This window comes from Candidatus Flexifilum breve, from assembly GCF_016713355.1.
In genome coordinates this window covers 379,366-402,180 of record NZ_JADJPI010000007.1, presented here as the reverse complement: position 1 = coordinate 402,180, position 22,815 = coordinate 379,366, and the positions used below count along the sequence as shown (strand labels likewise).

21 protein-coding genes are annotated in these 22,815 nt (G+C 61.0%); 15 read left to right on the top strand and 6 right to left on the bottom strand.

Going from position 1 to position 22,815, the window contains the following annotated elements:
• The first annotated feature begins 68 nt into the window (after nucleotides 1-68).
• On the top strand, nucleotides 69-617 hold the full coding sequence (locus tag IPK17_RS07330) for an AAA family ATPase (protein WP_343417027.1): 549 nt from the start codon (nucleotides 69-71) through the stop codon (nucleotides 615-617).
• 94 nt (nucleotides 618-711) lie between these two features.
• Here IPK17_RS07330 and IPK17_RS07325 read toward each other — a convergent pair whose 3' ends face one another.
• Nucleotides 712-927, bottom strand: a complete 216-nt coding sequence (locus IPK17_RS07325; RefSeq protein ID WP_343417026.1) for a type II toxin-antitoxin system HicA family toxin — start codon at nucleotides 925-927, stop codon at nucleotides 712-714.
• Nucleotides 924-1,133, bottom strand: coding sequence for a type II toxin-antitoxin system HicB family antitoxin (locus tag IPK17_RS07320; RefSeq protein ID WP_343417025.1), 210 nt, complete (start codon nucleotides 1,131-1,133; stop codon nucleotides 924-926). The genes IPK17_RS07325 and IPK17_RS07320 overlap by 4 nt, the downstream gene beginning before the upstream one ends.
• Before the next feature lie 124 nt (nucleotides 1,134-1,257).
• Here IPK17_RS07320 and IPK17_RS07315 point away from each other — a divergent pair, with 124 nt between their 5' ends.
• From IPK17_RS07315 to IPK17_RS07285, 7 genes are all read left to right on the top strand, one after another.
• The gene (locus IPK17_RS07315) at nucleotides 1,258-3,009 is read left to right on the top strand and encodes a cellulase family glycosylhydrolase (protein ID WP_343417024.1); all 1,752 of its coding nucleotides are present in this window, start codon (nucleotides 1,258-1,260) and stop codon (nucleotides 3,007-3,009) included.
• Between the two features lie 123 nt (nucleotides 3,010-3,132).
• On the top strand, nucleotides 3,133-5,022 hold the full coding sequence (locus IPK17_RS07310; protein ID WP_343417023.1) for an alpha/beta hydrolase family protein: 1,890 nt from the start codon (nucleotides 3,133-3,135) through the stop codon (nucleotides 5,020-5,022).
• Nucleotides 5,023-5,538: 516 nt separating this feature from the next.
• The gene (locus IPK17_RS07305; RefSeq protein ID WP_343417022.1) at nucleotides 5,539-7,518 is read left to right on the top strand and encodes a glycosyltransferase family 39 protein; all 1,980 of its coding nucleotides are present in this window, start codon (nucleotides 5,539-5,541) and stop codon (nucleotides 7,516-7,518) included.
• Between the two features lie 158 nt (nucleotides 7,519-7,676).
• Nucleotides 7,677-8,639, top strand: a complete 963-nt coding sequence (locus IPK17_RS07300; RefSeq protein WP_343417021.1) for a TIGR01777 family oxidoreductase — start codon at nucleotides 7,677-7,679, stop codon at nucleotides 8,637-8,639.
• A gap of 110 nt (nucleotides 8,640-8,749) precedes the next feature.
• The gene (locus IPK17_RS07295) at nucleotides 8,750-9,946 is read left to right on the top strand and encodes a mannosyltransferase family protein (RefSeq protein WP_343417020.1); all 1,197 of its coding nucleotides are present in this window, start codon (nucleotides 8,750-8,752) and stop codon (nucleotides 9,944-9,946) included.
• Nucleotides 9,947-10,684 (top strand): class I SAM-dependent methyltransferase, encoded by a 738-nt coding sequence (locus IPK17_RS07290; protein WP_343417019.1) that lies wholly within the window; start codon nucleotides 9,947-9,949, stop codon nucleotides 10,682-10,684. It abuts the gene before it with no gap.
• A gap of 350 nt (nucleotides 10,685-11,034) precedes the next feature.
• Nucleotides 11,035-11,373 carry a GlsB/YeaQ/YmgE family stress response membrane protein gene (locus tag IPK17_RS07285; protein WP_343417018.1) on the top strand — a complete coding sequence of 113 codons (339 nt, stop codon included), beginning with the start codon at nucleotides 11,035-11,037 and terminating at the stop codon, nucleotides 11,371-11,373.
• 199 nt (nucleotides 11,374-11,572) lie between these two features.
• Here IPK17_RS07285 and pstB read toward each other — a convergent pair whose 3' ends face one another.
• From pstB to IPK17_RS07265, 4 genes are all read right to left on the bottom strand, one after another.
• Complete coding sequence (gene pstB / locus IPK17_RS07280; RefSeq protein WP_343417017.1) at nucleotides 11,573-12,382, bottom strand: phosphate ABC transporter ATP-binding protein PstB; 810 nt, start codon at nucleotides 12,380-12,382, stop codon at nucleotides 11,573-11,575.
• Nucleotides 12,379-13,758 (bottom strand): phosphate ABC transporter permease PstA, encoded by a 1,380-nt coding sequence (gene pstA / locus IPK17_RS07275; RefSeq protein WP_343417016.1) that lies wholly within the window; start codon nucleotides 13,756-13,758, stop codon nucleotides 12,379-12,381. The genes pstB and pstA overlap by 4 nt, the downstream gene beginning before the upstream one ends.
• The gene (pstC, locus tag IPK17_RS07270; RefSeq protein WP_343417015.1) at nucleotides 13,758-14,726 is read right to left on the bottom strand and encodes a phosphate ABC transporter permease subunit PstC; all 969 of its coding nucleotides are present in this window, start codon (nucleotides 14,724-14,726) and stop codon (nucleotides 13,758-13,760) included. Before pstC ends, pstA begins: the two co-directional genes overlap by 1 nt.
• 122 nt (nucleotides 14,727-14,848) lie before the next feature.
• Nucleotides 14,849-15,859, bottom strand: coding sequence for a PstS family phosphate ABC transporter substrate-binding protein (locus IPK17_RS07265; protein WP_343417014.1), 1,011 nt, complete (start codon nucleotides 15,857-15,859; stop codon nucleotides 14,849-14,851).
• A 422-nt stretch (nucleotides 15,860-16,281) separates the two neighbouring features.
• Between IPK17_RS07265 and IPK17_RS07260 the strand changes: the two genes are divergently transcribed.
• The 7 genes from IPK17_RS07260 to IPK17_RS07230 all read left to right on the top strand — a co-directional run bounded on the left by IPK17_RS07260 (nucleotide 16,282) and on the right by IPK17_RS07230 (nucleotide 22,809).
• Nucleotides 16,282-17,160 carry an NAD(+)/NADH kinase gene (locus IPK17_RS07260; RefSeq protein WP_343417013.1) on the top strand — a complete coding sequence of 293 codons (879 nt, stop codon included), beginning with the start codon at nucleotides 16,282-16,284 and terminating at the stop codon, nucleotides 17,158-17,160.
• A 112-nt stretch (nucleotides 17,161-17,272) separates the two neighbouring features.
• Complete coding sequence (locus IPK17_RS07255) at nucleotides 17,273-17,875, top strand: B-box zinc finger protein (protein WP_343417012.1); 603 nt, start codon at nucleotides 17,273-17,275, stop codon at nucleotides 17,873-17,875.
• A gap of 3 nt (nucleotides 17,876-17,878) precedes the next feature.
• Entirely contained in the window at nucleotides 17,879-19,648 is a 1,770-nt protein-coding gene (gene recN, locus IPK17_RS07250) for a DNA repair protein RecN (RefSeq protein ID WP_343417011.1), read from the top strand.
• Between the two features lie 15 nt (nucleotides 19,649-19,663).
• Entirely contained in the window at nucleotides 19,664-19,903 is a 240-nt protein-coding gene (locus IPK17_RS07245; RefSeq protein ID WP_343417010.1) for a hypothetical protein, read from the top strand.
• Complete coding sequence (locus tag IPK17_RS07240) at nucleotides 19,900-20,334, top strand: type II toxin-antitoxin system VapC family toxin (RefSeq protein WP_343417009.1); 435 nt, start codon at nucleotides 19,900-19,902, stop codon at nucleotides 20,332-20,334. The genes IPK17_RS07245 and IPK17_RS07240 overlap by 4 nt, the downstream gene beginning before the upstream one ends.
• Before the next feature lie 265 nt (nucleotides 20,335-20,599).
• The gene (locus IPK17_RS07235) at nucleotides 20,600-21,760 is read left to right on the top strand and encodes a MalY/PatB family protein (RefSeq protein WP_343417008.1); all 1,161 of its coding nucleotides are present in this window, start codon (nucleotides 20,600-20,602) and stop codon (nucleotides 21,758-21,760) included.
• 131 nt (nucleotides 21,761-21,891) lie between these two features.
• Nucleotides 21,892-22,809, top strand: a complete 918-nt coding sequence (locus tag IPK17_RS07230) for a hypothetical protein (RefSeq protein WP_343417007.1) — start codon at nucleotides 21,892-21,894, stop codon at nucleotides 22,807-22,809.
• Nucleotides 22,810-22,815 lie beyond the last annotated feature (6 nt).

The following is a 22,815-nucleotide window of genomic DNA, read 5'->3' as shown; positions in this document are numbered from 1 at the left end:
GTTCATCGGCTTTCCGCCGCCGGGCTGCCTAGGCTATACTGGGCAGATAACCGGAAAAGAGAATTTTCATGACGCCAATCTATCTGATTGTTGGTCCCCCGGCGGTGGGCAAAAGTACGACGAGCCGCGCCCTCGCCGCGCACTTCCCCAAAAGCCTATACATCCCGGTCGATGATCTGCGTACCATGGTGGTCTCGGGGCTGGTGCTCCCCGCTGCGGTGTGGACGGATGAGCTCGCGCAGCAAATCACGCTGGCACGGCAGACCGCCGTTCACACGGCACTGACGTACAGCCGCGCCGGGTTCGCGGTGGTCATTGATGATTTCTGGGATGCCAATCACGCCGTCGATTATGCGGGGCTGCTCGATCCAACGCTGTCCCCGCTCGGAAAAGTCGTACTGTATCCCAGTCAGGTTGAAGCGCATCAACGCAATCTGAAGCGCTCCGGTGACACGCCCGCGCGCGGTTATATCGATGAGGGGATCCGCATTGTGTATCAGCAGCTAAAGCCTGTGATTTCGCAGCTCGAATACGAGGGTTGGCAAATAATCGACACAACGGCGCTGTCGATCGATGCGGTTGTGAGCGCGATTCTCTCGCTGATTCCACCGCCCTAATCTGCCCGCTCCGACTCGGGTTGCCGACACTGCACATCGATGTTATTCGGCGATCACGTTACAGAAGGGTGAAAGAGCCCATAAATGCCATCGATTACAGCGAAGTGATGAATTCGTCCACCGTCAACCCCGCTTGGGTGATAATGCTGCGGATTGTGCCGATCTTAATCGGGTTGTGATTGGGAACGACAACGCGTCGCCCTTCTTTCGCTAAGATAATATGACTGCCGTTCTGACGCTTCACCATAAAACCAAGGCGCTGGAGTGCGTTCACACACTCACGCGCTGAAACGGACGCCAAACGACTCATATGAGCGCCACTTGGATCGGTGCCATATCTTCCGGCACGGGGTCGCCATCAGCAATCAAGTCTTCGATGTACAGCGCAATCGCATCGCGGATGTTTGTCATAGCTTCTTCGTAGGTATCGCCTTCCGAGAGGCAGCCGGGCAGACTCGGCACGGTCACGGTGAATCCCCCCGACTCACTATCCGGGATCAAGATGACTTGGCGCATTCGGCATCCTTTCACATATTGCGGCTGTGACACAAAAACGGATATGCCTTATTGTACACTGCTTGTTCAGCGTAGTCCCCTGTACGCGCTCAGCGGGTGATTCACCTACGCCGTTGAGGAGACTGTGACTCCCGCGCTATACTACGCCGCCATGACACGACGACGATTGAGTTACCTCATCACGGCGGCGATCCTCGTGATCGTGTTCGCCGCCCTGCTTGCCCTCGATCTCTCCCAGCGCGGCCTCGCGTGGCGCATCTTCTACGATCTGACGGGCGAAGAAGCCCCGCTTGCGCAGGTGCGCGGCATGGTCGAATGGGCGGGCAACTTGACCCGACCACAGCCCAATACCGACGCCAATATCCCGATCAGCCACGCAGGCGTGAATCCGCTCGGCATCAATACGTTTTTGCAGCAGGAAGTCGAACCCGCGCGCCGCGAACAGCAGTTGCAGATGATCGCCGACGCGGGCTTCGTGTGGATTCGCCAGCAGTTCCCGTGGGAAGACATCGAGATCCACGGGCGCGGCGACTTCACCGATCGGCGCAACGACCTCAATGGGGATGGCACGCCCGACCCGGTCGACGCGTGGATCAAATACGACAACATCGTTGATTTGGCGGAGCAGTACGGCGTGCAGATCATCGCCCGCCTCGACGCCGCGCCCAACTGGTCACACGCCGATCCGCAGGAAGGCACGTTCCCGCCGCCGGACGACTTTCAAGACTATGTCAATTACGCGGTGGCGGTCGCCACGCGGTATCAGGGACGCATCCTCTACTATCAGATCTGGAATGAGCCGAATATCTACCCGGAATGGGGAACGCAGCCGGTCAACCCGGAAGCCTACACCGAGATGCTGTGCCGCACGTATACTGCGCTCAAGGCCGTCGCTCCGGAGATTGTCGTGATCGCCGGGGCGCTCTCGCCCACGCTGGCGCTCTCGCCGATGAATCTGAGCGAGTTCGTCTACTTGCAGCGCATGTACGACGCGGGCGCGGCGGATTGCTTCGACGTGATGTCGGTGCAGGGTTACGGCTTCTACAGCGGCCCGACCGATCAGCGGCTGCGGACGACGACGCTCAACTTTGGGCGGCATACCTATGTGCGCGACATCATGGTCGCCAACGGCGACGCCGACAAAGCGATCTGGATCAGCGAGGCGGCGTGGAATCCGGTCAACTCACCGGATGTATCGCCGGATGTGGTCGGGCGCGAGAACTTCGGCGCGGTCACGCAGGAGCAGGCCGCCGCCTACATGCCGCAAGCCTATGAGCGCGCGGAGAGTGACTGGCCGTGGTTGGGCGTGGTCAACTACTGGTTCTTCAAACGGGCGACCGACACCGAGCGCAACCTGCCCTTCTACTATTTCCGCATGGTTGAGCCGGATTTCACGCCGCTGCCCGTGTACGAGGCGATGCGCAATTTCGACCTGCCGCGCGTGTTGTATCACGGCGTACATCAAGCCGATCACTGGGCGATTACGGGAGAGGAAGCGGTGCCCATTCAAACCGACGCCGGGGCGCAGTTCGGGGAAGCCAGTCTGGTGGAGAGCGCCCCCGTCAACGCGTATGGGACGCACGTCACGATCCGCTGGAAAGGTGAGCGCCTCCAGGTCTTTGAAATCGTGGATGCCATTCCCATTGCCGACTATGTGAGTCCAAATCCTGATGAGTGGACGGAGACCGAGATCCACGCCTCGTTGTGGGCGACGACGGTCCGCTATGGTATCTCATCGGATGCGCCATTCCTTCTGGATAGTATCACCGTCTCGGATCGCACGATCCCGCAGTTAACGCCCATCGTCGGTACAGCGGTCGCCTTGCTCATCACCGGGATCGGCGCTATGGTTGGGTATCTGTGGCGGAAAAGCTAACCTCACCCCCTAGCCCCCTCTCCTCCCGGAGAGGGGGAAGTCGTAGGGACGCCCAAGGGAGCGTCCGCAGTCATCTATCGGAAACGGACGCGCCGTTGCGCGTCCCTACCAAGGACAGCGCGCATGTATAAGATTGAATCGTTTTTGTCCGCACGTTTATTTCTCGCTCCGCAGCGCGTCGGCGATCACATCTACTTCGTCAGCAACCTGAGCGGGCGCTTGAGCCTGTACGTCATGCGTTTCGGCGGCAGCGTGCCGCAGCCGCTGCTCCCGCCGACCATCGCGCTGCAAAACCCGGAGCTGATCGGCGGGTATCCGTTCTACGTGTTCCCGAAGATCGGGCAGATCATGGTGATGATCGACCGGGACGGCGACGAGAATTACCAACCGATGCTGATCCCCATCGGCGGCGGTTTCCCCGAACCCGCGCTGCCCGAGCTCGGCAATGCGCGTGCCCACTGCACCGAATGCGACATCGAGCGCAACCTCGCCTATTTCAACGTCGAACTCAACGACCAGCCGCTGCAAAAGGCGTATCAGGCGGACATGGCGACGGGCGCGATGACGTACCTCGGCGAAAGCACCTACGGCATTGTGCCCATTGGCGTCAACGCGACGCACGACAAGGTCGCACTGGTGGAAAGCTACACGATGGGCGATGACTGCCTGTTCCTGTGGGAGCAAGGCAAAGAAGACCTGCTGCTGCTGTGCGGCATCCCGATCGGCACGCGGGCAGCGGACCAAGATGTGCCGCTCAACGCCATCAATGCGACGCACTTCACCGAGCGCGGCTTGGTGTTCATCACCGCGCTGTTTGAAGACACGTTCGGCCTCGGCTACCTTGATTTGAAGGCGGGCGGCGGCATGAAGCGCGTGACGGTCACGGGTGCGGTGCATTCCGGCGTCGGCGAACTGGTCAATCTGGATGATGTAGTCGACAACCGCTATTCGCTCATCTACAACATCGACGGCGCGTCGTGGGTCTATGAGGGCGAATTCGACGAGGCGGCGCTCACCATGCGCCTGACGCATGTGATCGCGGGGCAAGGCGAGCTGGCTGGCGGTGTGCTGCATGGCGTCGATTACGAGCCGATCAGCGACAGCTTCAGCTTTTCGTTTTCGACCGCCACGTCGCCGACTCAGCTCTACACAGTGAGCGGCGCGGATCGGCAGACGGTCACACGGCACACCGACGAAGCGGTGCTCGGCATTCCCGCCGAGGTGCTCGCTCCCGGCGAAGACGCTTCGTTCATCTCGCACGACGGGCTGCGCATCTCCGCGCGGCTCTACCTGCCTGCGCCGTCGCTCGGCTTTGCGGGCAAACGTCCGCTCGTCTATTACATTCACGGTGGACCCCAGAGTCAGGAACGCCCGGATTTCTCGTGGTTCTCCATGCCGCTGATCCAGTACCTGACGCTGAACGGTTTCGCGGTGTTCGTGCCGAATGTGCGCGGCAGCACCGGCTACGGCCTCGACTACACCAAGCGCATCGACAAAGATTGGGGCGGGCAGGATCGACTGGATCACGTGCATGCGCTCAAGCTGCTGGCGGATCATCCGCGCGTCGATCCGTCGCGGGCGGGCGTGGTCGGACGATCCTATGGCGGCTACATGACGCTGATTCAGGCGTTCCAGCACCCCGATCTCTGGAAAGCCGCGGTCGACATGTTCGGCCCGTATGATCTGTTCACGTTCTCGGAGCGCATCCCCGAGACATGGAAGCCCTACTTTTACATGGCGCTCGGCCACCCGGAGAAAGATCGCGATCTGCTCACCGAACGGTCGCCGCGCACCTACGTCGATCAACTGGCGTGCCCGATGCTCGTGATTCAAGGCAAGAATGATCCGCGCGTGGTCGAACGCGAGTCGCACGACGTGGTCGAGTATTTGCGGTCGCAGGGCAAAGAGGTCGATTACCTGATGTTCGAGAACGAGGGTCACGACGTGCTCAAGCTGGAAAACCGCGTGACCTGCTACAACGCGATCACCGAGCATTTTAAGAAGCATCTGTAACCGTAGAGGGCGTATCGGTGACTCTCGACACCCGTGACTGTAGGAAGCGCAAAGCGGAGGGGCCCGCCGCAACCGCCCCCGTCTCAGCCGCAACTGCAAGGGCTACGTCTTTGATATGTTCATCTGTTCTAACTCCTCCACTCTTACCCTCCCCAATCAAACTTACAAATCTGCTGTTACCCACTTGTTTATGTAGGAATTTGCAAGTCTCGACCAGTCCAACGTTATTCAGCAAGCATTAGAGGACGCCTGCACGGGAGTGAAGAACTATAACGGGATATATCGCACTCGGCGCCGACCCGAAAGTTGGGGCAGTACGTGAAAGCGCAATCCCGATGCACCGCTCACGACTGAAAATCCAACTGTTCGTGTTTGGACACTGGAACGACTGCGTGATGAACTGGGCAACTTGCCACAAACAGATAAAGTCGCGCCTACCACCCGTGATCAAATCGTGGCAAAGCTGTCTAAACTGTGTGAGAAGCAAGCCAACGAACAATGGTACGCCAAATAGCCATGACCCGACGACACCTCTGGCTGATTGCCCTGCTGATTCTGCTGCTTGCGGCGGCGCTGCGCTTCTACAACCTCGGCGCGCAGTCGTTCTGGAACGATGAGGGCAACAGCTACGTGCAGGCGACGCGCTCGTTCGCCGAGATTGCCGCCAATGCCGCGCGGGACATTCACCCGCCCGGCTACTACTGGCTGCTGGCGATCTGGCGCGTACTCGTTGGCGAGACCGAGTTCGCGCTGCGGGCGCTTTCGGCCTTCGCCAGCGTGATCAGCGTGGCGCTCGCCTACGTGGTCGGGCGGCGCTTGTCGGGCCAACTCGCCGGGCTGACGGCGGCACTGCTCACGGCGATTAACACGTTCGGCCTGTACTACGCGCAGGAGACGCGCATGTACGCGCTGCTCGCGTTGTGGGGTGCGGCGGGCTTCTGGGCGCTGATCCGCTTCTGCGAGCGTCCGACGTGGCGGCGCGCGCTTGTCCTCGGCGTAGTCAACGCGGCTGGCTTGTGGACGCAGTACGCCTATCCCTTCCTCATGCTGGCGCAGGGCGTGGTTACGATCCTCTGGCTTGTGCAATTGATGAGGACTGAGGTGAAAGGACTGAGGACTGAGAATACATTGCTGTCCTCAGACAACGCAATTCCTGATATTAAAACAACTCTCACTCAGCAGCGCTTTTCACTCAGTCCTCAGTCCTCAGTCCTCAGTCCTTATCACTTCATCCTCAGTCCTTTTTTGCTTTACGTCGCCGCCAATCTGCTGACCATTGCGCTGTACGCGCCGTGGCTGCCGACCGCGATTCAGCAGATCACGACATGGCCGAACACGGGCGACCAGACGCCGATTCTGGAAGCCTTGGGCATCAGCTTGCGCTGGCTGACCTTCGGGCTGACGGCGGGCGATCTGCCGCTGGCGATCCCGCTCATCCTTGTGCTATTCGGCTTGACCGTGCGGCGGCGCGAATCGATCTGGCGGTTGGCGCTCCCGGCAGCGTGGGCGCTCATCCCACTGGCGATCTTTCTGCTGGCAGGCTTGTACCGCCCCGACAACGTCAAGGTGATCATCGCCTCGCAAATCGGGCTGGCGCTGATGATCGGGCGCGGGGTGCAGGTGCTGTGGTCGTTTGAAGTGCCGCGCCGCCGGGTGATCACCCGGATTGCTGCCGGCGCGGCGCTCATGTGGATTGTCGGCACGGGGATCAATGTGCTGCCGCCGCTGTACAGCGATCCGGCCTACCAGCGACCGGATTATCGCGGCATCACGCGCCTCATCAGCGAACAGGCGCGCGCGGGCGACGCGATCATCCTTGACGCGCCGAACCAGGCCGAAGTGTTCCGCTATTATTTCCGGGGCGATTTGCCCCTGTACCCGCTGCCGCCGGGCTTGGGCGGTGACGATGCCGAAACGCGCGCCGCCGTCGAGGCGGTGCTGGCGGACGCCGAACGGGTGTACGTGGTCTTCTGGGGCGAAACCGAGCGCGACCCGCAGCGGGTGGTCGAGACGACCCTCGATGCCAACGCCTTCGAACTCGGCGATACGTGGTACGGTGATGTGCGCCTCGCGCGCTACGTCACCGCCGCGCCGCTGCCCATCGAACGCGAGTCGGGCGCGCAGTTCGGCGACCAGATCACCCTAGAGCGCTATGCCCTGAATGCCGAGACGTTCCAGCGCGGCGACGCCCTGCAGATCCAGTTCACCTGGCAAACCGCTGCGCCGCTGACGACGCGCTATAAAGTCTTTGTGCAAATTCTGGATCAGACCGGCGTACTCGTCGCGCAGCGCGACAGCGAACCCGGCGGCGGGCTGGCGATTACATCAACGTGGACGCCGGATCAGCCGGTGACGGACAACCACGCGCTGCTGATCGATCTGCCGCCGGGCGCGTACACGCTGATCGCCGGGCTGTACAGCACCGAACCGCCGTATGCTCGCCTATCCGTTGGGGCGGGCGATTATCTCACGCTGACAACAATTACGGTCGAATAAACTTCGGTTAATGACCGCCTCATACCGCTGCGCTACAGTCAGACTAGAGCGAGAGGGCAGTTAAAGGTTAAAAGGGTAAAGTTAAAAGTGAAAAACACTGCTCGCGTCTTTGACTTTTAACTTTCTACTTTTAACTCTCATCCTGAAAGGATAGAGCGATGCGCGTAATTGTTACCGGCGGCACGGGCTTAATCGGGCAGGCGTTGGTTCACAGCCTGCACCATGATGGACACGAAGTGATTGTGTTGGGGCGCAACCCCAACAAAACGAGCGGACTCCCCCGGGGCGTGAAGATCACGGTGTGGGATGGCAAAACGGCGAACGGGTGGGGACAGCTGGCCGACGGCGCGGGCGCGATTGTCAACCTGGCGGGCGCGAGCATCGCAGGTGAGGGCTTCCTGCCGGAACGCTGGTCGTCGGAAAAGCGCGCCGCCATCAAGGACAGCCGCCTCAACGCGGGCATGGCCGTCAATGCGGCGGTAGCGGGCGCCAAGACCAAGCCCGGCGTGCTGATTCAATCGTCGGCAGTCGGCTACTATGGCGTGCACGGCGACGAAAATCTGACCGAAGCCTCACCCGCGGGCGATGATTTCCTCGCGGAAGTGACGAAGGCGTGGGAAGATTCGACCAAGGGCGTTGAAGATCACGGCGTGCGCCGCGCCATCATTCGCACGGGGGTAGTGCTCAGCCGTGACGGCGGCGCGCTCCCGCGCATGGCGCTCCCGTTCAAGCTGTTCGCGGGCGGCTACTTCGGCGATGGTAAGCAGCAGATGTCGTGGATTCACATCGACGACGAGATCGGCGCGATCCGCTTCCTGATCGATCAGGCCGACGCGCGCGGCCCGTTCAACCTGACCGCGCCCAACCCCGTGACCAATAAGCAGTTGGCTAAGGTACTCGGCGAGTCGATGAAGCGCCCCATGATCGCGCCCGTGCCCGGTTTCGCCATGAAAGCGGCGTTCGGCGATGTGACGACGGTCGTGCTCGACGGTCAGCGCGTCATCCCGCAGCGGTTGCTCGAACTCGGCTACCAGTTCAAGTACACGACCATTCAGCAGGCGCTCACGGCGATCTACGGGCGCACGATGGTCAAGCAGGAAAGTCACGCCGCGCATCACTAAACTCCCTCACCCTTTAATCCCCTCTCCGCTCGGAGAGGGGACGTCACCTGCAAAATATCCCCATCTGCGCCATAATAGCCACACTTGTCCACCCCCAATGAGGCAACCCCATGACCCGCGTTCTCACCCGGCTAGCGCCACTTGCTCAGATACCTCCACTTACCACTCACCGCCGCGATCTCGTTATTCTGCTCACCGCCTTCGCCGTTACCCGCCTCTTCGTCGTCGTGATCGGCGTGCTGTCCATGACCTACCTCGATTCAACGCAAGGCGAGGAATACACGCATCTACTGGATGGCGGCCCGGCGCTCGACATGTGGTACCGCTGGGATGCGGGCTTCTATGCGACTATCGCCATTGAAGGTTACGACTGGGTCAATGAACAGCAGCCCACAGGCGATATGGCGTTTTTTCCGCTCTACCCGGGGCTGATTCACCTCGTCAGCGGCCTCACGCCGACCGGATGCGCGCTGTCGCCGTATCTCAGCACGTGCGCGACACTCGGCGGCTTACTTGTCTCGAATGTGGCCTTGTTCGCCGCGACAGTCGTCCTGTTCGATCTGGTGCGCCGCCGCTTTGACCGGGCGACGGCCTGGCGGGCGGCGCTGCTGCTGCTCGTGTCGCCGATCAGCATCTTCCTGTCCGGCGTGTACACCGAATCCCTGTTTTTGCTGCTGAGTCTGCTCACCTTCTGGTTGATCGTGCGGCGCTGGTTTCTCGTGGCCATTGCCGTGGCAATGCTGGCCTGTCTGACCCGTTCCGTCGGCGTGGCGCTCTATCCCGCGCTGTTGTATATCGCGTGGCAGTCCCCACCGCAGCAGCGCATCCTGCGGATCCTGCTGGCACAAATCCCACTGCTGATCTTCGTGGGATATATCCTCGGCGCGGGGCTGTATGTGGGCGACCCCTTCGCCTATTTTGGGGCGTACGAGCAGGTGTGGGGGCGCACGGCGGGCAACCCGATCGAGGCCTTCACGATCTATTTCAGCGGCGCGGAGGTGGCGCTGTTCGGCTGGCATCCCGCGTGGCTGGATCTCATCCTCACGCTGATCTACCTCGCGCTGGCGGTGTTGGTGTGGCGCAAAGATCGCGCGTGGGGGCTGTTTACCGTGTTCGCCCTGCTGATCCCCATCGCCAGCGGCACGCTCAGCGCGATGCCCCGCTACGGCGCGGTGATCTTCCCGCTGTATATCGTGCTCGCACTGTACGCCCGGCAGATCTGGAGCGCGCTGGTGATTTACGGCGCGTCGCTTGGGCTGGCGCTGCTCACGATCAGCCGCTTCGTGACATGGAAGTGGATCGCCTAGATGGATGAGGTCACCGTCCGCCGCCTGAACGCGATCAACCGCCAGTTTTACGTCACCGTCGCCGATGATTTCGATGCGACGCGGGGGCAGGCGTGGGTCGGGTGGGAGAAGTTGATTGAGCATCTGCAACCTCACCCCCCAACCCCCTCTCCGGGTGGAGAGGGGGAGATTTCCGTCCTCGACGTGGGCTGCGGCAATGGGCGGTTTGGTGTGTTCCTGCGCGACAAGCTCGGCGCGATCCGCTATCACGGTATGGACAACAGCGCGGCGCTGCTCGACAAGGCACGCGCCAGCCTGCCGGACGCGATCCTCGAAGAGCGCGATATTGTCGAGCACCCGCCAGATGCGGGCGCATATGACCTCGTGGTGCTGTTCGGCGTGCTGCATCACCTCCCCGGCGCAGATCGGCGGCTGGCGTTTATGCGCACGCTGGCGGAGCGCGTTGCGCCGGGCGGTTGGCTGGTGTTCACCGCGTGGCGCTTCTACGAATATCCGCGCTTTCGGGATCGAGTTGTGCCGTGGGAGGCCGATCTACAGGTGGAAGCGCACGACTATCTGCTCGACTGGCGGCGGGGCGAACGGGCGCTGCGCTACTGCCATTACGTCGATGATGCAGAGGCCGAGCGGTTGATCACGGCGACGGGTTTGGAGCGGGTGGCGCAGTACCGCGCCGATGGTTTCACGGGCGACGTGAATTTGTATGTCGTGCTGAAGAAACCGAACTCAAAGCCAACCTAAAAACTGCGGACGCGATTTAGAGGGTGTCTAAAAAAGCACACAGTCATCTTGATTAGAGAGGTTTTTGTCGTGACAAGGCATGCCTTGTCCTGTTTTCCCTCTGGTTTAGCCCAAAAGCCTGTCATCCGTGCCAGCAAACAGAATGTTTTAGCCAAGAGGGTGACGACTGGTTTGGCACAGGAGGACGAGGCATGCCTCGTCCCTACAATTGAAAACCTATCCCTGTTAGGGGATGGGGGTGGGGTATGCTCTACCCCGCATTTTGCGGGGATGTGTGCGCGTCGCCGCAACATTTCACAAATGTTGACGTATATACGCATATCAAAACAAACTCAAGGGGAGAGAAACGCATGCCTATTCTGGTACTGATCGCAATTCTGATCATCGGCTATATCGTAATTTCGCTGCTCGTCAACGCGACCATCGGCATCATCGGCCTGCTGATTCCGCTGCTCATCTGGGCGCTGATCGGTTGGCTGGCGGGCAAGCTCATGAGCGGTCGTGGCTACGGCGCATTCGGCAACATCCTGCTCGGTCTGGCGGGTGGCGTGGTCGGCAGCTTCCTGTTCAACGTGATCGGCGCGAACTGGGGTGATGATGGCTTGATCGGGCGCATCGTCGTCGGCGTGGTCGGTTCCATCGCCTTGATCGTCGTTGGACGCTTGGTTGGTTTCGGCAAGACGGCGTAACGGAGTCGTTAACTGGTCTGCAAACAGCCAAGCCTCACCCTAAGACCCTGACGGGACTTTGCCCCTCTCCCCCGGGAGAGGGGCGGTTGAGCGCAGCGAAACGGGGTGAGGTTGAATTGAAATCGCACAGAAATCAAAAAGAGGACAGGCATTGCATGCCTGTCCTCTTTTGCTTTTAGCTAACGGCTAACCGCTTCGATCAACCGAATTCGCCGCGGATGTAGCGTTCGGTTTCTTCGTGGTCGGGCTGCGCGAACAGCTTCTCGGTCGGGTTGTACTCGATCAGCACGCCCCAACGCTTTTCCTTGCCCCCCGTCTCTTCTTCCTTGCGGATGCTGTAGAAGGCCGTGAAATCGCTGACGCGCTGCGCCTGCTGCATGTTGTGCGTCACGATGACGATGGTGTAGTGCTTGACCAGCTCTTTCATCAGCTCTTCGATGGCCTGCGTGGCAATCGGGTCGAGCGCGGAGCATGGCTCATCCATGAGGATGACTTCCGGTTCGACGGCGATGGTGCGGGCGATGCACAAGCGCTGCTGCTGCCCACCGGAGAGCGCAAACCCGGATTTCTTCAGGTCGCCTTTGACCTCATCCCACAGGTAAGCGCGTTTGAGGCTGCCTTCGACGATGTCGTCGAGCGCGGCGCGGTTGCGCACCCCGAGCAGACGCGGGCCGTACGCCACGTTATCGTAAATGCTCTTGGGGAAGGGATTCGGCTTCTGGAACACCATGCCGATGCGGCGGCGCACTTCGACAGCGTCGATGTTCGGCGCGTACAGGTCTTGATGGTTGAAGAAGACGCCCCCCGCCACCCGCGCGCCCGGGATCAGGTCGTTCATGCGGTTGAGCGAGCGCAGCACCGTGCTTTTACCGCAGCCCGAAGGCCCGATAAACGCGGTGATCTTCTGGCGCTGGATGCTCATGTTCACGTCATTCACGGCGAGTTTGTCCCCGTAAAAGACGTTCAGGTTTTTCAGTTCAAAGGCGTGCGCGGTCAGGACTTGCGTCATGCCGAAAGTCTCCTTCTAAAGCGCTGGCGCAGGATGATCGCCGACGCGTTGAGTGTCAGCAGCACCACGAGCAGCACGAGAATGGCCGCCGCGGCAATGGTCTTGAATTCGCCCTGGGGACGCGCCGTCCACTGGTAGATTTGCAGCGGGATGGCGGTGAATGAACTGAATGGGCTGTTCGGGTCGGGCGGCGTGTTCGACATGATGGCCGTCGATGCGCCGACGATGATCAGCGGCGCGGTTTCGCCGACGGCGCGGCTGACGCCGAGAATTGTCCCGGTCAGGATGCCGGGGAGCGCGGCGGGCAGCACCGTCCGCCAGATTGTCTGCCACTTCGTCCCGCCGAGGCCGTAGCTCGCCTCACGCAGGGAGAAGGGCACAGCGCGCAGCGCTTCCTGCGAGTTGATGATGATCACGGGCAGGATGAGCAGCCCCATCGTCAAGCCAGCAGACAGGATCGTGCGTCCGTTGCTGTCGGTGATGCCGAACCATTGGCCGCTCGTCAAGCCGCTGAGCGTGCGCACGAAGATCGCCAACCCGAGCAGCCCGTAGATGATCGACGGGACGCCCGCCAGATTGCGGATGTTCGTCTCGATCAGGCGGTTGAGCCGGGTGTCGGCGGCATATTCTTCGAGGTAGATGGCCGCGCCCACGCCAATCGGGAAGGCGAACAGGAAGGTGATCCCCATCAGCCACAGCGAACCGAGCAGCGCCGTGCGGATGCCCGCCTGCGTGGGATCGCTCGAACCGGGGCTGGTGATGAAGCTCCAGTCGACCCACGTGCGGAAATAGAGCGTCGCGTTCGGGTATTCTTCGGCGGCGACCGTCTGGATGCGCGCCGCGTCGAACAGCGAGTCGGTCAGCGTGTAGGTTTCGTGGATTGTCTCTTCGACGATGTCGTCGAGGATGATCGTGACGAGCTGATCATGGCCGATGTTGGTGGCGATGATCTGCGTCCAATCGGGCGCGGTGAGATCGTTGATCGTCAGGTCATTCCACTCGGCGGGGAACGAGCGTCCCGCCAGCGCCACACTCAGCGGTGAGGTGGTGAACTGATCGTTGGCGACCACGCTCAGATTGTTGCGGATGATCACGCGCAGGCGGTTTTCCGCGTAGGTGGCGATCAACTGGGCGAGCTCTTCGGTGCTCAGCGTGCGAATGTCGCCCGTTTCAATCGTCGTCGTGATATCCGGGTCATATTCCGCGATGACATAACCGAAGGCGCGGTTCGCTACGTTGAAGAACAGCGCGATTAAGGCGGCGATGGCGATCAGTGTGGAGAGCGCGAAAAAGCGTTTCCACAGACTGCCGCGGAACTGGCGCGCCGCCAGTCCACGTTTGAACTGCGCATCGTCGCGCAGCGGGTTGGTGTCCATTATTGATAGACCTCACGGAAGCGCTGCGAGACCCAGCGGCTGAACAGGTTCAGCGCGAGCGTCATGAAGAACAACGTCAGGCCGATGGCGAACAGGCTGTTGTACTGAATGCTGTCATACGAGAGGTCGCCGCCGCTGATACGGGCGATGTGCCCGGTCATGGTTTCGGCACTCTGGAAGATGTTGAACGTGAAGTTGGGGCCAGCGCCCGCCGCCAGCGCGACGATCATCGTCTCGCCGACCGCGCGCGAAATGCCGATGATCGAGGCGGCCAGAATGCCGGACAGCGCCGCCGGGAGCACCACTTTGATCACCGTCTCAAACTTGGTCGCGCCGAGGCCGTACGAGGCTTCGCGCAGCGACCGCGGCACAGCGCTCAAGGCGTCTTCGCTCATTGAGCTGATGGTCGGCAAAATCATGATGCCCATGACCAGCCCGGCTGACGCCATGTTGTAGATGTTGACGGTATTGTCGCCGAACAGGCTGCGCAGCAGCGGGGTCATAAACGTGAGCGCGAAGTATCCGTACACCACGGTGGGGATACCCGCGAGAATTTCCAGAATGGGTTTGAGCGTGGCCCGCACGTTGGGCGACGCATATTCGCTCAGGTAAATGGCCGAGCCAAGGCCGAGCGGGAGTGCCACCAGCATAGCGACGAAGCTCGTCAGCAGCGTGGAAGTGAGCAGCGGCAAAATGCCGATGCTGCCTGTTTCCGGCGCCCACGACGTCTGCGTGAAGAAATCGACGAAGCTGAAGCCTTCGCTGGCGAAAAAGAGCAGCGCTTCTTTGCCAATTTCGTAGACAATGCCAATGGTGGTGAAAATGGAGAGGAGGCCGCAGAAGAGCAGGAATAACCGAATCAGGTCTTCGGCAGGCTTGGGACGTTTGAACAACGTCGACTTTTCTTTGGCTGCGGTAATAACCTTGATGCTGGATTGTTGGCGCCCTAGTTCGAGCTCTTGCAGCATGAGAGTTCCTGATCTGTGCTTCGGTACAATCCCATCATAGCAGTCGATTGTTAAGAAATTTGGGGGAAAGCAGGTGCCTTCCCCCAAATTTAAACCAGACTTAATCGCTGCTTAACGCGAGCTTACTCGCCGACCGCATCCAGCCAGGCCTGCTTCGCGGTGTTGAGCGCTTCCACGCTCGCCGGGAAGTAGCCGACATCGAGGATGTTGTCGTTGACGTTGGTCAGGAAGTAGCTGATGAACGCGGCCACCTGCGGCTTTTCCGCGAGGATGGTGGCATCGCTGTAGATGAACAGCGGGCGCGCCAGCGGGTAGGTACCCGCTTCCGCCGATTCTTCGTTCGGGACGACCGGGCCGTCACCCGCGTCAATCGCCACGGCCTTCAGCAGGTCGGCGTTTTCGATGTAGTAGGCGAAACCGAAGTAACCAATCGCGTACGGGCTGCCTTCGACGCCCTGCACGAGCACGTTGTCATCTTCGCTGAACTGGATGCCGGGTACGGCCTGAATGGCGGCTTCCGCGGCTTCGGCTTCGAGGTCGCCACCCGCTTCGGTTTCGAGCGTGGCTTCGAGGAAGTAGTCATAGGTGCCGCTGTCGGAACCGGGGCTGAAGACCTGAATGGTTTCCGCCGGGAACGACGGGTCGATCTGATCCCAGGTGGTCGCCGCGCCGCTGTAGATGGCCGACAGTTGTTCAATCGTCAGGCTTTCGAGGAAGTCGTTGGCGGTGCTCACGACGACGGCGAGCGCATCCGTGCCGACGCGGAATTCAATCGGAGTGCGGCCAATCGCGGCGCACGATTCGATTTCGCTGTCGCGGATGGCGCGGCTGGCATTGGCGATGTCGGTTTCGCCGGCGACGCAGAAGCGTTCGAAGCCCGCGCCCGAACCGATGCTGTCGACGGTGATGTTGCCGCTGAAGCCTTCTTCAGCGAAGACTTCGGCCATGCGTTCGGCGAGCGGGAAAACGGTCGAGCTGCCGGCGGCGATGATGTCACCGTCCACCGCAAGGACATCGACCGCGGGAAGTTCAATCGGATCAACCATGGGTTCGGGGGTGGCTTCTTGCGCCATGACCGCGAGCGGGAGGGCAAACACGAGCAGAGCAATCAAAACGAGAATACGCTTGTTCATATGGTTCCTGTTCTCCTGAACATGGGGAGCGATTCGCAATCGTCAAGTTATTTATCGCTGCTGTGCATCTTAACTGCTGGACTTTAAGCCACATTTACTGGCGCTTTAACACCGTTAACAAACGGCGTCAAATAAATGTTAAGAACCGAGGCGGTGTGGGTTAAAGTAAAACTGCCCCGCACCGCGCAGTCTGCCCTTCCGCTGCGCGAGCGGCTCCCGTGCGCCCGGTGGACGGGCAAGATTTAACAAAAGGCCTGTGCGCAGCGCCCCACGGCGTGGACGCCGTCAGCACGCACCGGCACACTGCAGCAGATCGCCGTCGAAAACCGCGCCTATGAACAGATGTGCTATAATCAGCTATAGCGCGGGGTGCCTAGAATAAGTACACTTAAGCTGTGTTTGGAAACAGTCAAGGCTAATCCGTGACGATTAAACGAATGGGCGTGCTGGCCCACCCGCTGCGACCCCACAGCGCCCCGATTGCCGACCAGATCGCGGCGGCGCTGCGCGCGCGTGGGGTGGTCGTGTGGGCGCATCACCAGTGGGACGAGACGACGGTGAGCGAACAGATCGCCGCGACGGATATGGTCGTCGCCATTGGCGGGGATGGCGCGATGCTGCGCGCCGCCCGCGTGTGCGCGCCGCATAACGTCCCGGTGCTCGGCGTGAATCTGGGTCACCTCGGCTTCCTCACCGAGATTAAGAACGCCGAAGAATGGGACGCGCAGCTCGATGCGCTGTTCGCGGGCAATTACTGGATCGAACGGCGCATGATGATCCGGGTGTACGCGCGGCGCAATGGGCAGCTCTTATGCGAAGCCGAAGCGCTCAACGATGCGGTGATCAGCCGTGGCTCGGTGACGCGCATGATCCGCCTGGACACGTATATCGACGGCTATTGGACGACGACCTACAACGCCGACGCGCTGATCATCGCCACGCCGACCGGATCGACGGCCTATGCGCTGGCGAGCGGCGGGCCGATTCTGCCGCCGGAGCTGCGCGGCATTCTGCTCGTCCCGGTTGCGCCGCATCTGAGCCTCGACCGCCCGATTGTGCTGCCGGAAGGCGCGCAGATCGAAGTAATTGTCTCACCGGATATTCAGACGGATACGGTACTCTCAGTCGATGGCGCGCTGCTGTGCGAACTGCAATCGAATGACCGCGTGCTGGTGCAGGCGGGCGAGAACATCAGCCAATTTGTGCGCATGCGTGACCGCAACTACTTTTATCGCTCGCTCTTAGATCGCTTAGAACCGCGCGCGCCGGAACCGCCCGCACCACCGCGGCGGCATTTGTAAACAAGTGGCCTCACCCCCGTCACAGAAAACGTGACTCCCCCTCTCCCACGGGAGAGGGGGCTGGGGGGTGAGGCTAGGAATTGCACTATAATGGAACGTGAGGATCACGTGTATGACGACGACGCCTGACATCGCCGAAGAAACTCTGTACTGTACAGTTCACCCCGACCGTGAAGCGACGCTCCGCTGTAATAAGTGCGGGCGTCCGATGTGCGTGCAGTGCGCGGTGCAAACCCCGGTCGGCTACCGCTGCAAGGAATGCGTGCGCGGCATCCAGTCCAAGTACTTCAATGCCAACCCCTATGACGACCTGATCGCGCTCGGCGTGGCCGGGGTGGTGACGGGCGTCGCGGGGTACTTGATCAGCGCGATCAATTTGCCGATATTCATCACCATCATCGCCGGTTTTCCGGTGGGCGGCTTCATCGGCGAACTGGTGGTGCGGGCGGTGCAGCGGCGGCGCAGTCGCAACATGGCGAAGTTCGCCGTAGCGGGCGCGGTGATCGGCGGTGTGCTGGGCGCGGTGCTGCAGGTCTATGCGCGGTACAGCAGCCTGTGGGCGGCGGCCGCTGCCGAAGCGGGCGTGCCGCTCTCCGAACTGCCGCCGCTGGACTTGGGCGAAGTGTTTCAGGTGGCGCTCTCCGACATTGGGTTAATCTTGGCAGTCGGCATCATTGCAGTGGCTCTTTATTCACGGTTGAGAATGCGGGGATAGTCCATGTTAGAGGAAATCCGCATCAGGAATTTCGCCATCATCGATGAACTGGAACTGGCGTTCGGCAAAGGGCTGAACGTCATCACCGGCGAGACGGGCGCGGGCAAGTCGATCATCATCGACGCGGTCGAAATGCTGCTCGGCGGGAAAGCGGAAACATCATGGGTGCGCGCAGGCGCGGAAAAAGCGCTGATCGAGGGCGTGTTCGGGCTCGACATGATCACGCAGGGCTTTGTGCAGCCGATTTTGGAGCGCGAAGAACTGGTCGATGAAGGCGACGCGATCACCATCACCCGCGAAATTCGCTCGAACGGCCGCTCGTCGGCGCGCGTCAACGGCGTGACGGTCAATCTGGAAATTCTCAGCGAGATCGGCACGTATCTGGTCGATGTGCACGGCCAGAGCGCGCACCTCTCGCTGCTCAAACCGCAGTATCACATCGATCTGCTGGATCGCTACACCGATCTGATGGACGCGCGGGCGGCGCTGGGCAACGTCGTGCAGCGCCTCGGCGAAGTGCGCCGCGAGATCAAGCATTTGCTCGACGATGAGGCCGCTTTGCAGCGCCGCGCGGATCGCCTGCGTGGCGAACTGGAAGACATCGAAGCGGCGGCGCTCGTCCCCGGCGAAGATGAAGAACTCAAAGCGGAACGCGTCCGCCTGTCCAACAGTGAAGGTTTGGCCAAGTGGACGGCGGAATCGCTGGCGCTGATCAATGGCGATGATACCGCTGATGGGCAAATCGGCGCGCTCGACCAGTTGATGCAGGCCGCCCTGCTCCTGAGCAAGCTCGCCCATATCGACGCCTCGCTCAAAGAGGATTACGACCTCGCCGAAGAAGCGAGCGCGCTGGTCGATGAGCTGGCGAAATCGCTGCGGCGCTATGCCGATACCGTCGAATACAACCCGGCGCGCCTTGATGAAGTCGAGGAACGCCTCGAACTGATCAACAAGCTGGCGCGGCGCTATGGCGGCACGGTCGAAGCGGTGCTGGCCTACGCTGAACGCGCCGCCGCCGAACTGGACGGCATCGAAAACAGCGAGGAACGCATCGAAGAACTGCGCAAGCAGGAAACGTCGATGCGCAAGCACATCGGCGAACTGGGCGAACGTAACAGCCGCGCCCGCACCGCTGCCTCCAAGCGCCTGAGCGCGGGCATCGTGACCGAACTGGCCGATCTGCGGATGGCGAAGGCGCAGTTTGAAGTGCTGATCGAACAGGTGGACGATCCCGAAGGCTGCTACGTCAAGGATCGGCGCCTCGCCTTTGACGAGACGGGCGTCGACCGCGTCGAATTCATGATGTCCGCCAACCCCGGCGAACCGCTGCGCCCGCTGGCGAAAGTCGCGTCGGGCGGTGAAGCGGCGCGCATCATGCTGGCGCTCAAGCGCGTGCTGACGGCGGCGGATCAAACGCCCACGCTGATCTTTGACGAAATCGATCAGGGGATTGGCGGGCGCGTGGGCAGCGTGGTCGGCGAAAAGCTGTGGGGGCTGACGGGCGGGCATCAGGTGCTCGTCGTGACGCACCTCGCGCAGTTGGCGGGCTACGCTGACCGCCATTACCGCGTGCTCAAGCAGGTGGAGGAGGGGCGCACACATACTGTCATCGTGCCGCTGAGCGACGAGTCGCAGCGCGTGGAAGAACTGGCCGCCATGCTCGGCACGGTCAACGAGAGCGGCTTCCAGAGCGCGCGCGAACTGCTCATCGAAGCGATCACGTACAAGCGCGGCGCGGCGCACGAACCACCCAGACAGGGGAGTTTGACCTAAGAGGAGTGAGCGAATATGTCCGCACTCGAACAGGAAGTGATTGAGAAGTTCCGTCTGCTGGACAAAGAGGCGCAGCAGCGCGTCCGCACACTGATCGATCAGGAAACTGAGGTTGGCGAGTTTGATTTTGAGGCGTGGATGCACGGTCTGGAAGAGATTTGGGCTGATATGCGCCGCCATCAAAGCGGTCACTCACCCAAAGAGAGCGCCATTGATATTTTGCGCGCCATTCGGAATGGTGAGGATGAGGGATGACCGTTGTTGTCGACTCGGGTATTCTGATAGCCTTAGGTCTTCCTGACGAACCGCTCCACAACCAAGCACGAATGCTCGTATCGACTTGGCAACAACAGTCCGAATTAATGGTCGCTCCAACCCTGCTGCGTTCGGAAATGACCGCCGTCCTACGAAAAGTGGTCTATCAACGGCGAATATCTCATGATGAAGGACGGATGCTGCTCATGCGCTTGTTCCAGCAGCCAATCGAATTCGTCGACGATGATCGCTTATTGATTGCTGCCTACGATCTCGCTGCCCGTTACAACCGTCCGCGCACCTATGACACCCAATATCTGGCACTGGCCGAACGCTATATCTGCGAGTTCTGGACGGCAGATGAAACGCTCGTCAATGCAATTCAACTACACTTCAACCGCATTCGCTGGTTGGGCAGCTTCTCCCCATAAACTTTCCGCCCCCTTCCGCACCTCAATCTGATCTTTTGCCTGTCTCTAACCTCATACCAAAGCGGCTGGCCTTATACATCCGCGCGGTGGACGTTTCGCCTCCCAATCTTTTTGTTATAGTTAGCGCCATTGAGCCGATGTCAACCACTGTGGACGCGGTTGGGCTGCTTCTCGAACGAAACCAGAATGCTCCGTAGGGGCAAGGCGCGCCTTGCCCCTACACTGTCGGGAAGTGCTTGCCGTGTATCCACCTAAAGGAAGCAAGATGGTCTATAACTTTGACGAACACATTGAACGCCGCGACCCGGTCAGCGTGAAATGGGCGATGTACCCCGACGATGTTCTGCCCCTGTGGGTAGCCGATATGGATTTCCGCTCGCCGCCGGAAGTCATCGCGGCGCTTCAGCAGCGCGCCGCGCACGGCGTTTTCGGCTATCACTTTGACGCGCCCGGTCTGCGCGAGGTGCTGGTCGAACGCTACCGCACGCGCCACGGCCTGAACGTCACGGGCGATCAGTTCGTGTTCACGCCCGGCATCGTCGCCACGCTGAACCTGATCACGCGCACGTTTCATCACCCCGGCGAGGGCGTGCTCGTGCAAACGCCGATCTACCCGCCCTTCCTGACCGCGCCCAAGAACGGCGGCAAGCAGCTCCAAACCGCCGAGATGGCAGTGACGGTCGAGGGGCAGCGGCTGCGCTACGAGATCGACTTCGACCGCTTCGAGGCCGCGATCACGCCGGAAACACGCATGTTCATCCTGTGCAACCCGTATAACCCGGTAGGACGCGTGTACACCCGCGCCGAACTGGAAAAGCTGGCGGAAATCTGTCTGCGCCACAACCTGCTCGTCATCGCCGACGAAATCCACTGTGACCTGCTGCACCCCGGCGCACAGCACATCTCATTCGCGTCGCTGTCGCCGGAGGTGGCCGCCCACACGATCACGCTGTCTGCGCCAAGCAAGACGTTCAATATCCCCGGCTTGGCGTGCAGTTTCGCCGTGATCGAGAATCCCGCGCTGCTGCGCACCTTCCGCGATACGGCGGGCGCGGTCGGCCTGCACCCGAATACCTTCGGCTATGTCGGCGCAGAAGCGGCCTATCGCTACGGTCAGCCGTGGCTGGACGAGCTGCACGCCTACCTGACGATCAACCGCGACACATTGGTGCAGTTTGTCGAGGAACGCCTGCCGCAGATCAAGGTGACTGTGCCCGAAGGCACGTATCTGGCGTGGCTCGACTGCCGCGATCTCAATCTGCCCGAGTCGCCGTACAAATACTTCCTCGAACATGCCAAAGTCGCGTTCAGCGGCGGTGAGGCGTTCGGGAAGGCCGGCGAGGGCTTCGTCCGCCTGAACTATGGCTGTACGCGGGCAACCCTGCTCGACGCGCTGAACCGCGTCCATGAGTCGCTGAACCAGTAAAATTTACGTTTTTAGGAAAATTCAAGGTGTGGCTGTGTACCCTCTGCGGAGAAGTAGTTCCGTAGAGGTGTACCATGTTTCGCGTGCTTTGCTTGTGTTTGGGCCTGCTGCTCTTACCCCAAGCCGCCCCTTTGAATAATCCGATTTTTTCTGCTCCCCAAGCCGTTACTGCCGAAAGTGCCGCCCCCACCACCCTCTCCCCAACCGGCGTCATCACCCCGCTGCGCATGGTCACCTTTGAGTGGCGCGCGCAGCCCGAGACCGTCTGGTATTACCTGTGGGTGAGCACCCCCACGGGCGGCGGGATCAATCAATGGTATGAGGCGGCGAATATCTGCCAGATGGAGATTTGCACGGTGACGCCCGGCCTGCCGCTACAAGCTGGTCTGTACCGCTGGTGGGTCAAAGCGTGGAGTCCGCTGACGGGTTACAGTGCATGGAGCAGCGAGACGCAGTATATCGTCACGACGCCTGCACCTGTGCTCATGCACCCGAGCGGTGTCGTGCAGACGGCGCAGCCGAATTTTCAGTGGTATGCGTCACCGAATGCCTCGTGGTACTACCTCTGGCTGTCCGGCCCCAATGGCGTCGTCGTCAGCCAGTGGTTCCCGGCGACCAACTGTTTTGCCGGGGTGTGCGTGCTGTCGACGCTGCTGCTGCCGCCCGGCGAGTATCGCTGGTGGGTGCAGGCGTGGCAGGAACACGGCGGCTACAGCCCGTGGAGCGCACCGCTCGCGTTCACGGTGGCTGATGATGTGATGCTCCCGCCGCCGCCCGATGGTATCGAGCTGACCCCGGATGTGACCAGCGAACCGACCGCGGAAGTTACCGCGACGCTCGAACCGACGGAAGAGATCACCGCGACGGTCGCGCCGACCGAAGAAGTGACCGCTGAACCGACCGTCGCGCCCACGGAGGAAGTCACCGCGACGGCAGCGCCGACCGAAGAAGTGACCGCCGAGCCGACGGCCGTGACCGAAACGCCCGCCGCGACGGTCGCGCCGACCGCAGAAGTCACACCAGAGGCGACTGATCCAGCCACTGGGTGAGGGACG

Excerpts from the sequence above, each read along its gene's own strand:
- IPK17_RS07245 (WP_343417010.1), top strand. The coding sequence starts at position 19,664 with ATGTCCGCACTCGAACAGGAAGTGATTGAGAAGTTCCGTCTGCTGGAC.
- pstC (WP_343417015.1), bottom strand. The coding sequence starts at position 14,726 with ATGCTGCAAGAGCTCGAACTAGGGCGCCAACAATCCAGCATCAAGGTT.
- IPK17_RS07255 (WP_343417012.1), top strand. The coding sequence starts at position 17,273 with ATGACGACGACGCCTGACATCGCCGAAGAAACTCTGTACTGTACAGTT.
- IPK17_RS07265 (WP_343417014.1), bottom strand. The coding sequence starts at position 15,859 with ATGAACAAGCGTATTCTCGTTTTGATTGCTCTGCTCGTGTTTGCCCTC.
- IPK17_RS07285 (WP_343417018.1), top strand. The coding sequence starts at position 11,035 with ATGCCTATTCTGGTACTGATCGCAATTCTGATCATCGGCTATATCGTA.
- IPK17_RS07235 (WP_343417008.1), top strand. The coding sequence starts at position 20,600 with ATGGTCTATAACTTTGACGAACACATTGAACGCCGCGACCCGGTCAGC.
- pstA (WP_343417016.1), bottom strand. The coding sequence starts at position 13,758 with ATGGACACCAACCCGCTGCGCGACGATGCGCAGTTCAAACGTGGACTG.
- IPK17_RS07305 (WP_343417022.1), top strand. The coding sequence starts at position 5,539 with ATGACCCGACGACACCTCTGGCTGATTGCCCTGCTGATTCTGCTGCTT.
- IPK17_RS07320 (WP_343417025.1), bottom strand. The coding sequence starts at position 1,133 with ATGCGCCAAGTCATCTTGATCCCGGATAGTGAGTCGGGGGGATTCACC.
- IPK17_RS07300 (WP_343417021.1), top strand. The coding sequence starts at position 7,677 with ATGCGCGTAATTGTTACCGGCGGCACGGGCTTAATCGGGCAGGCGTTG.
- recN (WP_343417011.1), top strand. The coding sequence starts at position 17,879 with ATGTTAGAGGAAATCCGCATCAGGAATTTCGCCATCATCGATGAACTG.
- IPK17_RS07240 (WP_343417009.1), top strand. The coding sequence starts at position 19,900 with ATGACCGTTGTTGTCGACTCGGGTATTCTGATAGCCTTAGGTCTTCCT.
- IPK17_RS07325 (WP_343417026.1), bottom strand. The coding sequence starts at position 927 with ATGAGTCGTTTGGCGTCCGTTTCAGCGCGTGAGTGTGTGAACGCACTC.
- IPK17_RS07295 (WP_343417020.1), top strand. The coding sequence starts at position 8,750 with ATGACCCGCGTTCTCACCCGGCTAGCGCCACTTGCTCAGATACCTCCA.
- IPK17_RS07330 (WP_343417027.1), top strand. The coding sequence starts at position 69 with ATGACGCCAATCTATCTGATTGTTGGTCCCCCGGCGGTGGGCAAAAGT.
- pstB (WP_343417017.1), bottom strand. The coding sequence starts at position 12,382 with ATGACGCAAGTCCTGACCGCGCACGCCTTTGAACTGAAAAACCTGAAC.
- IPK17_RS07310 (WP_343417023.1), top strand. The coding sequence starts at position 3,133 with ATGTATAAGATTGAATCGTTTTTGTCCGCACGTTTATTTCTCGCTCCG.
- IPK17_RS07290 (WP_343417019.1), top strand. The coding sequence starts at position 9,947 with ATGGATGAGGTCACCGTCCGCCGCCTGAACGCGATCAACCGCCAGTTT.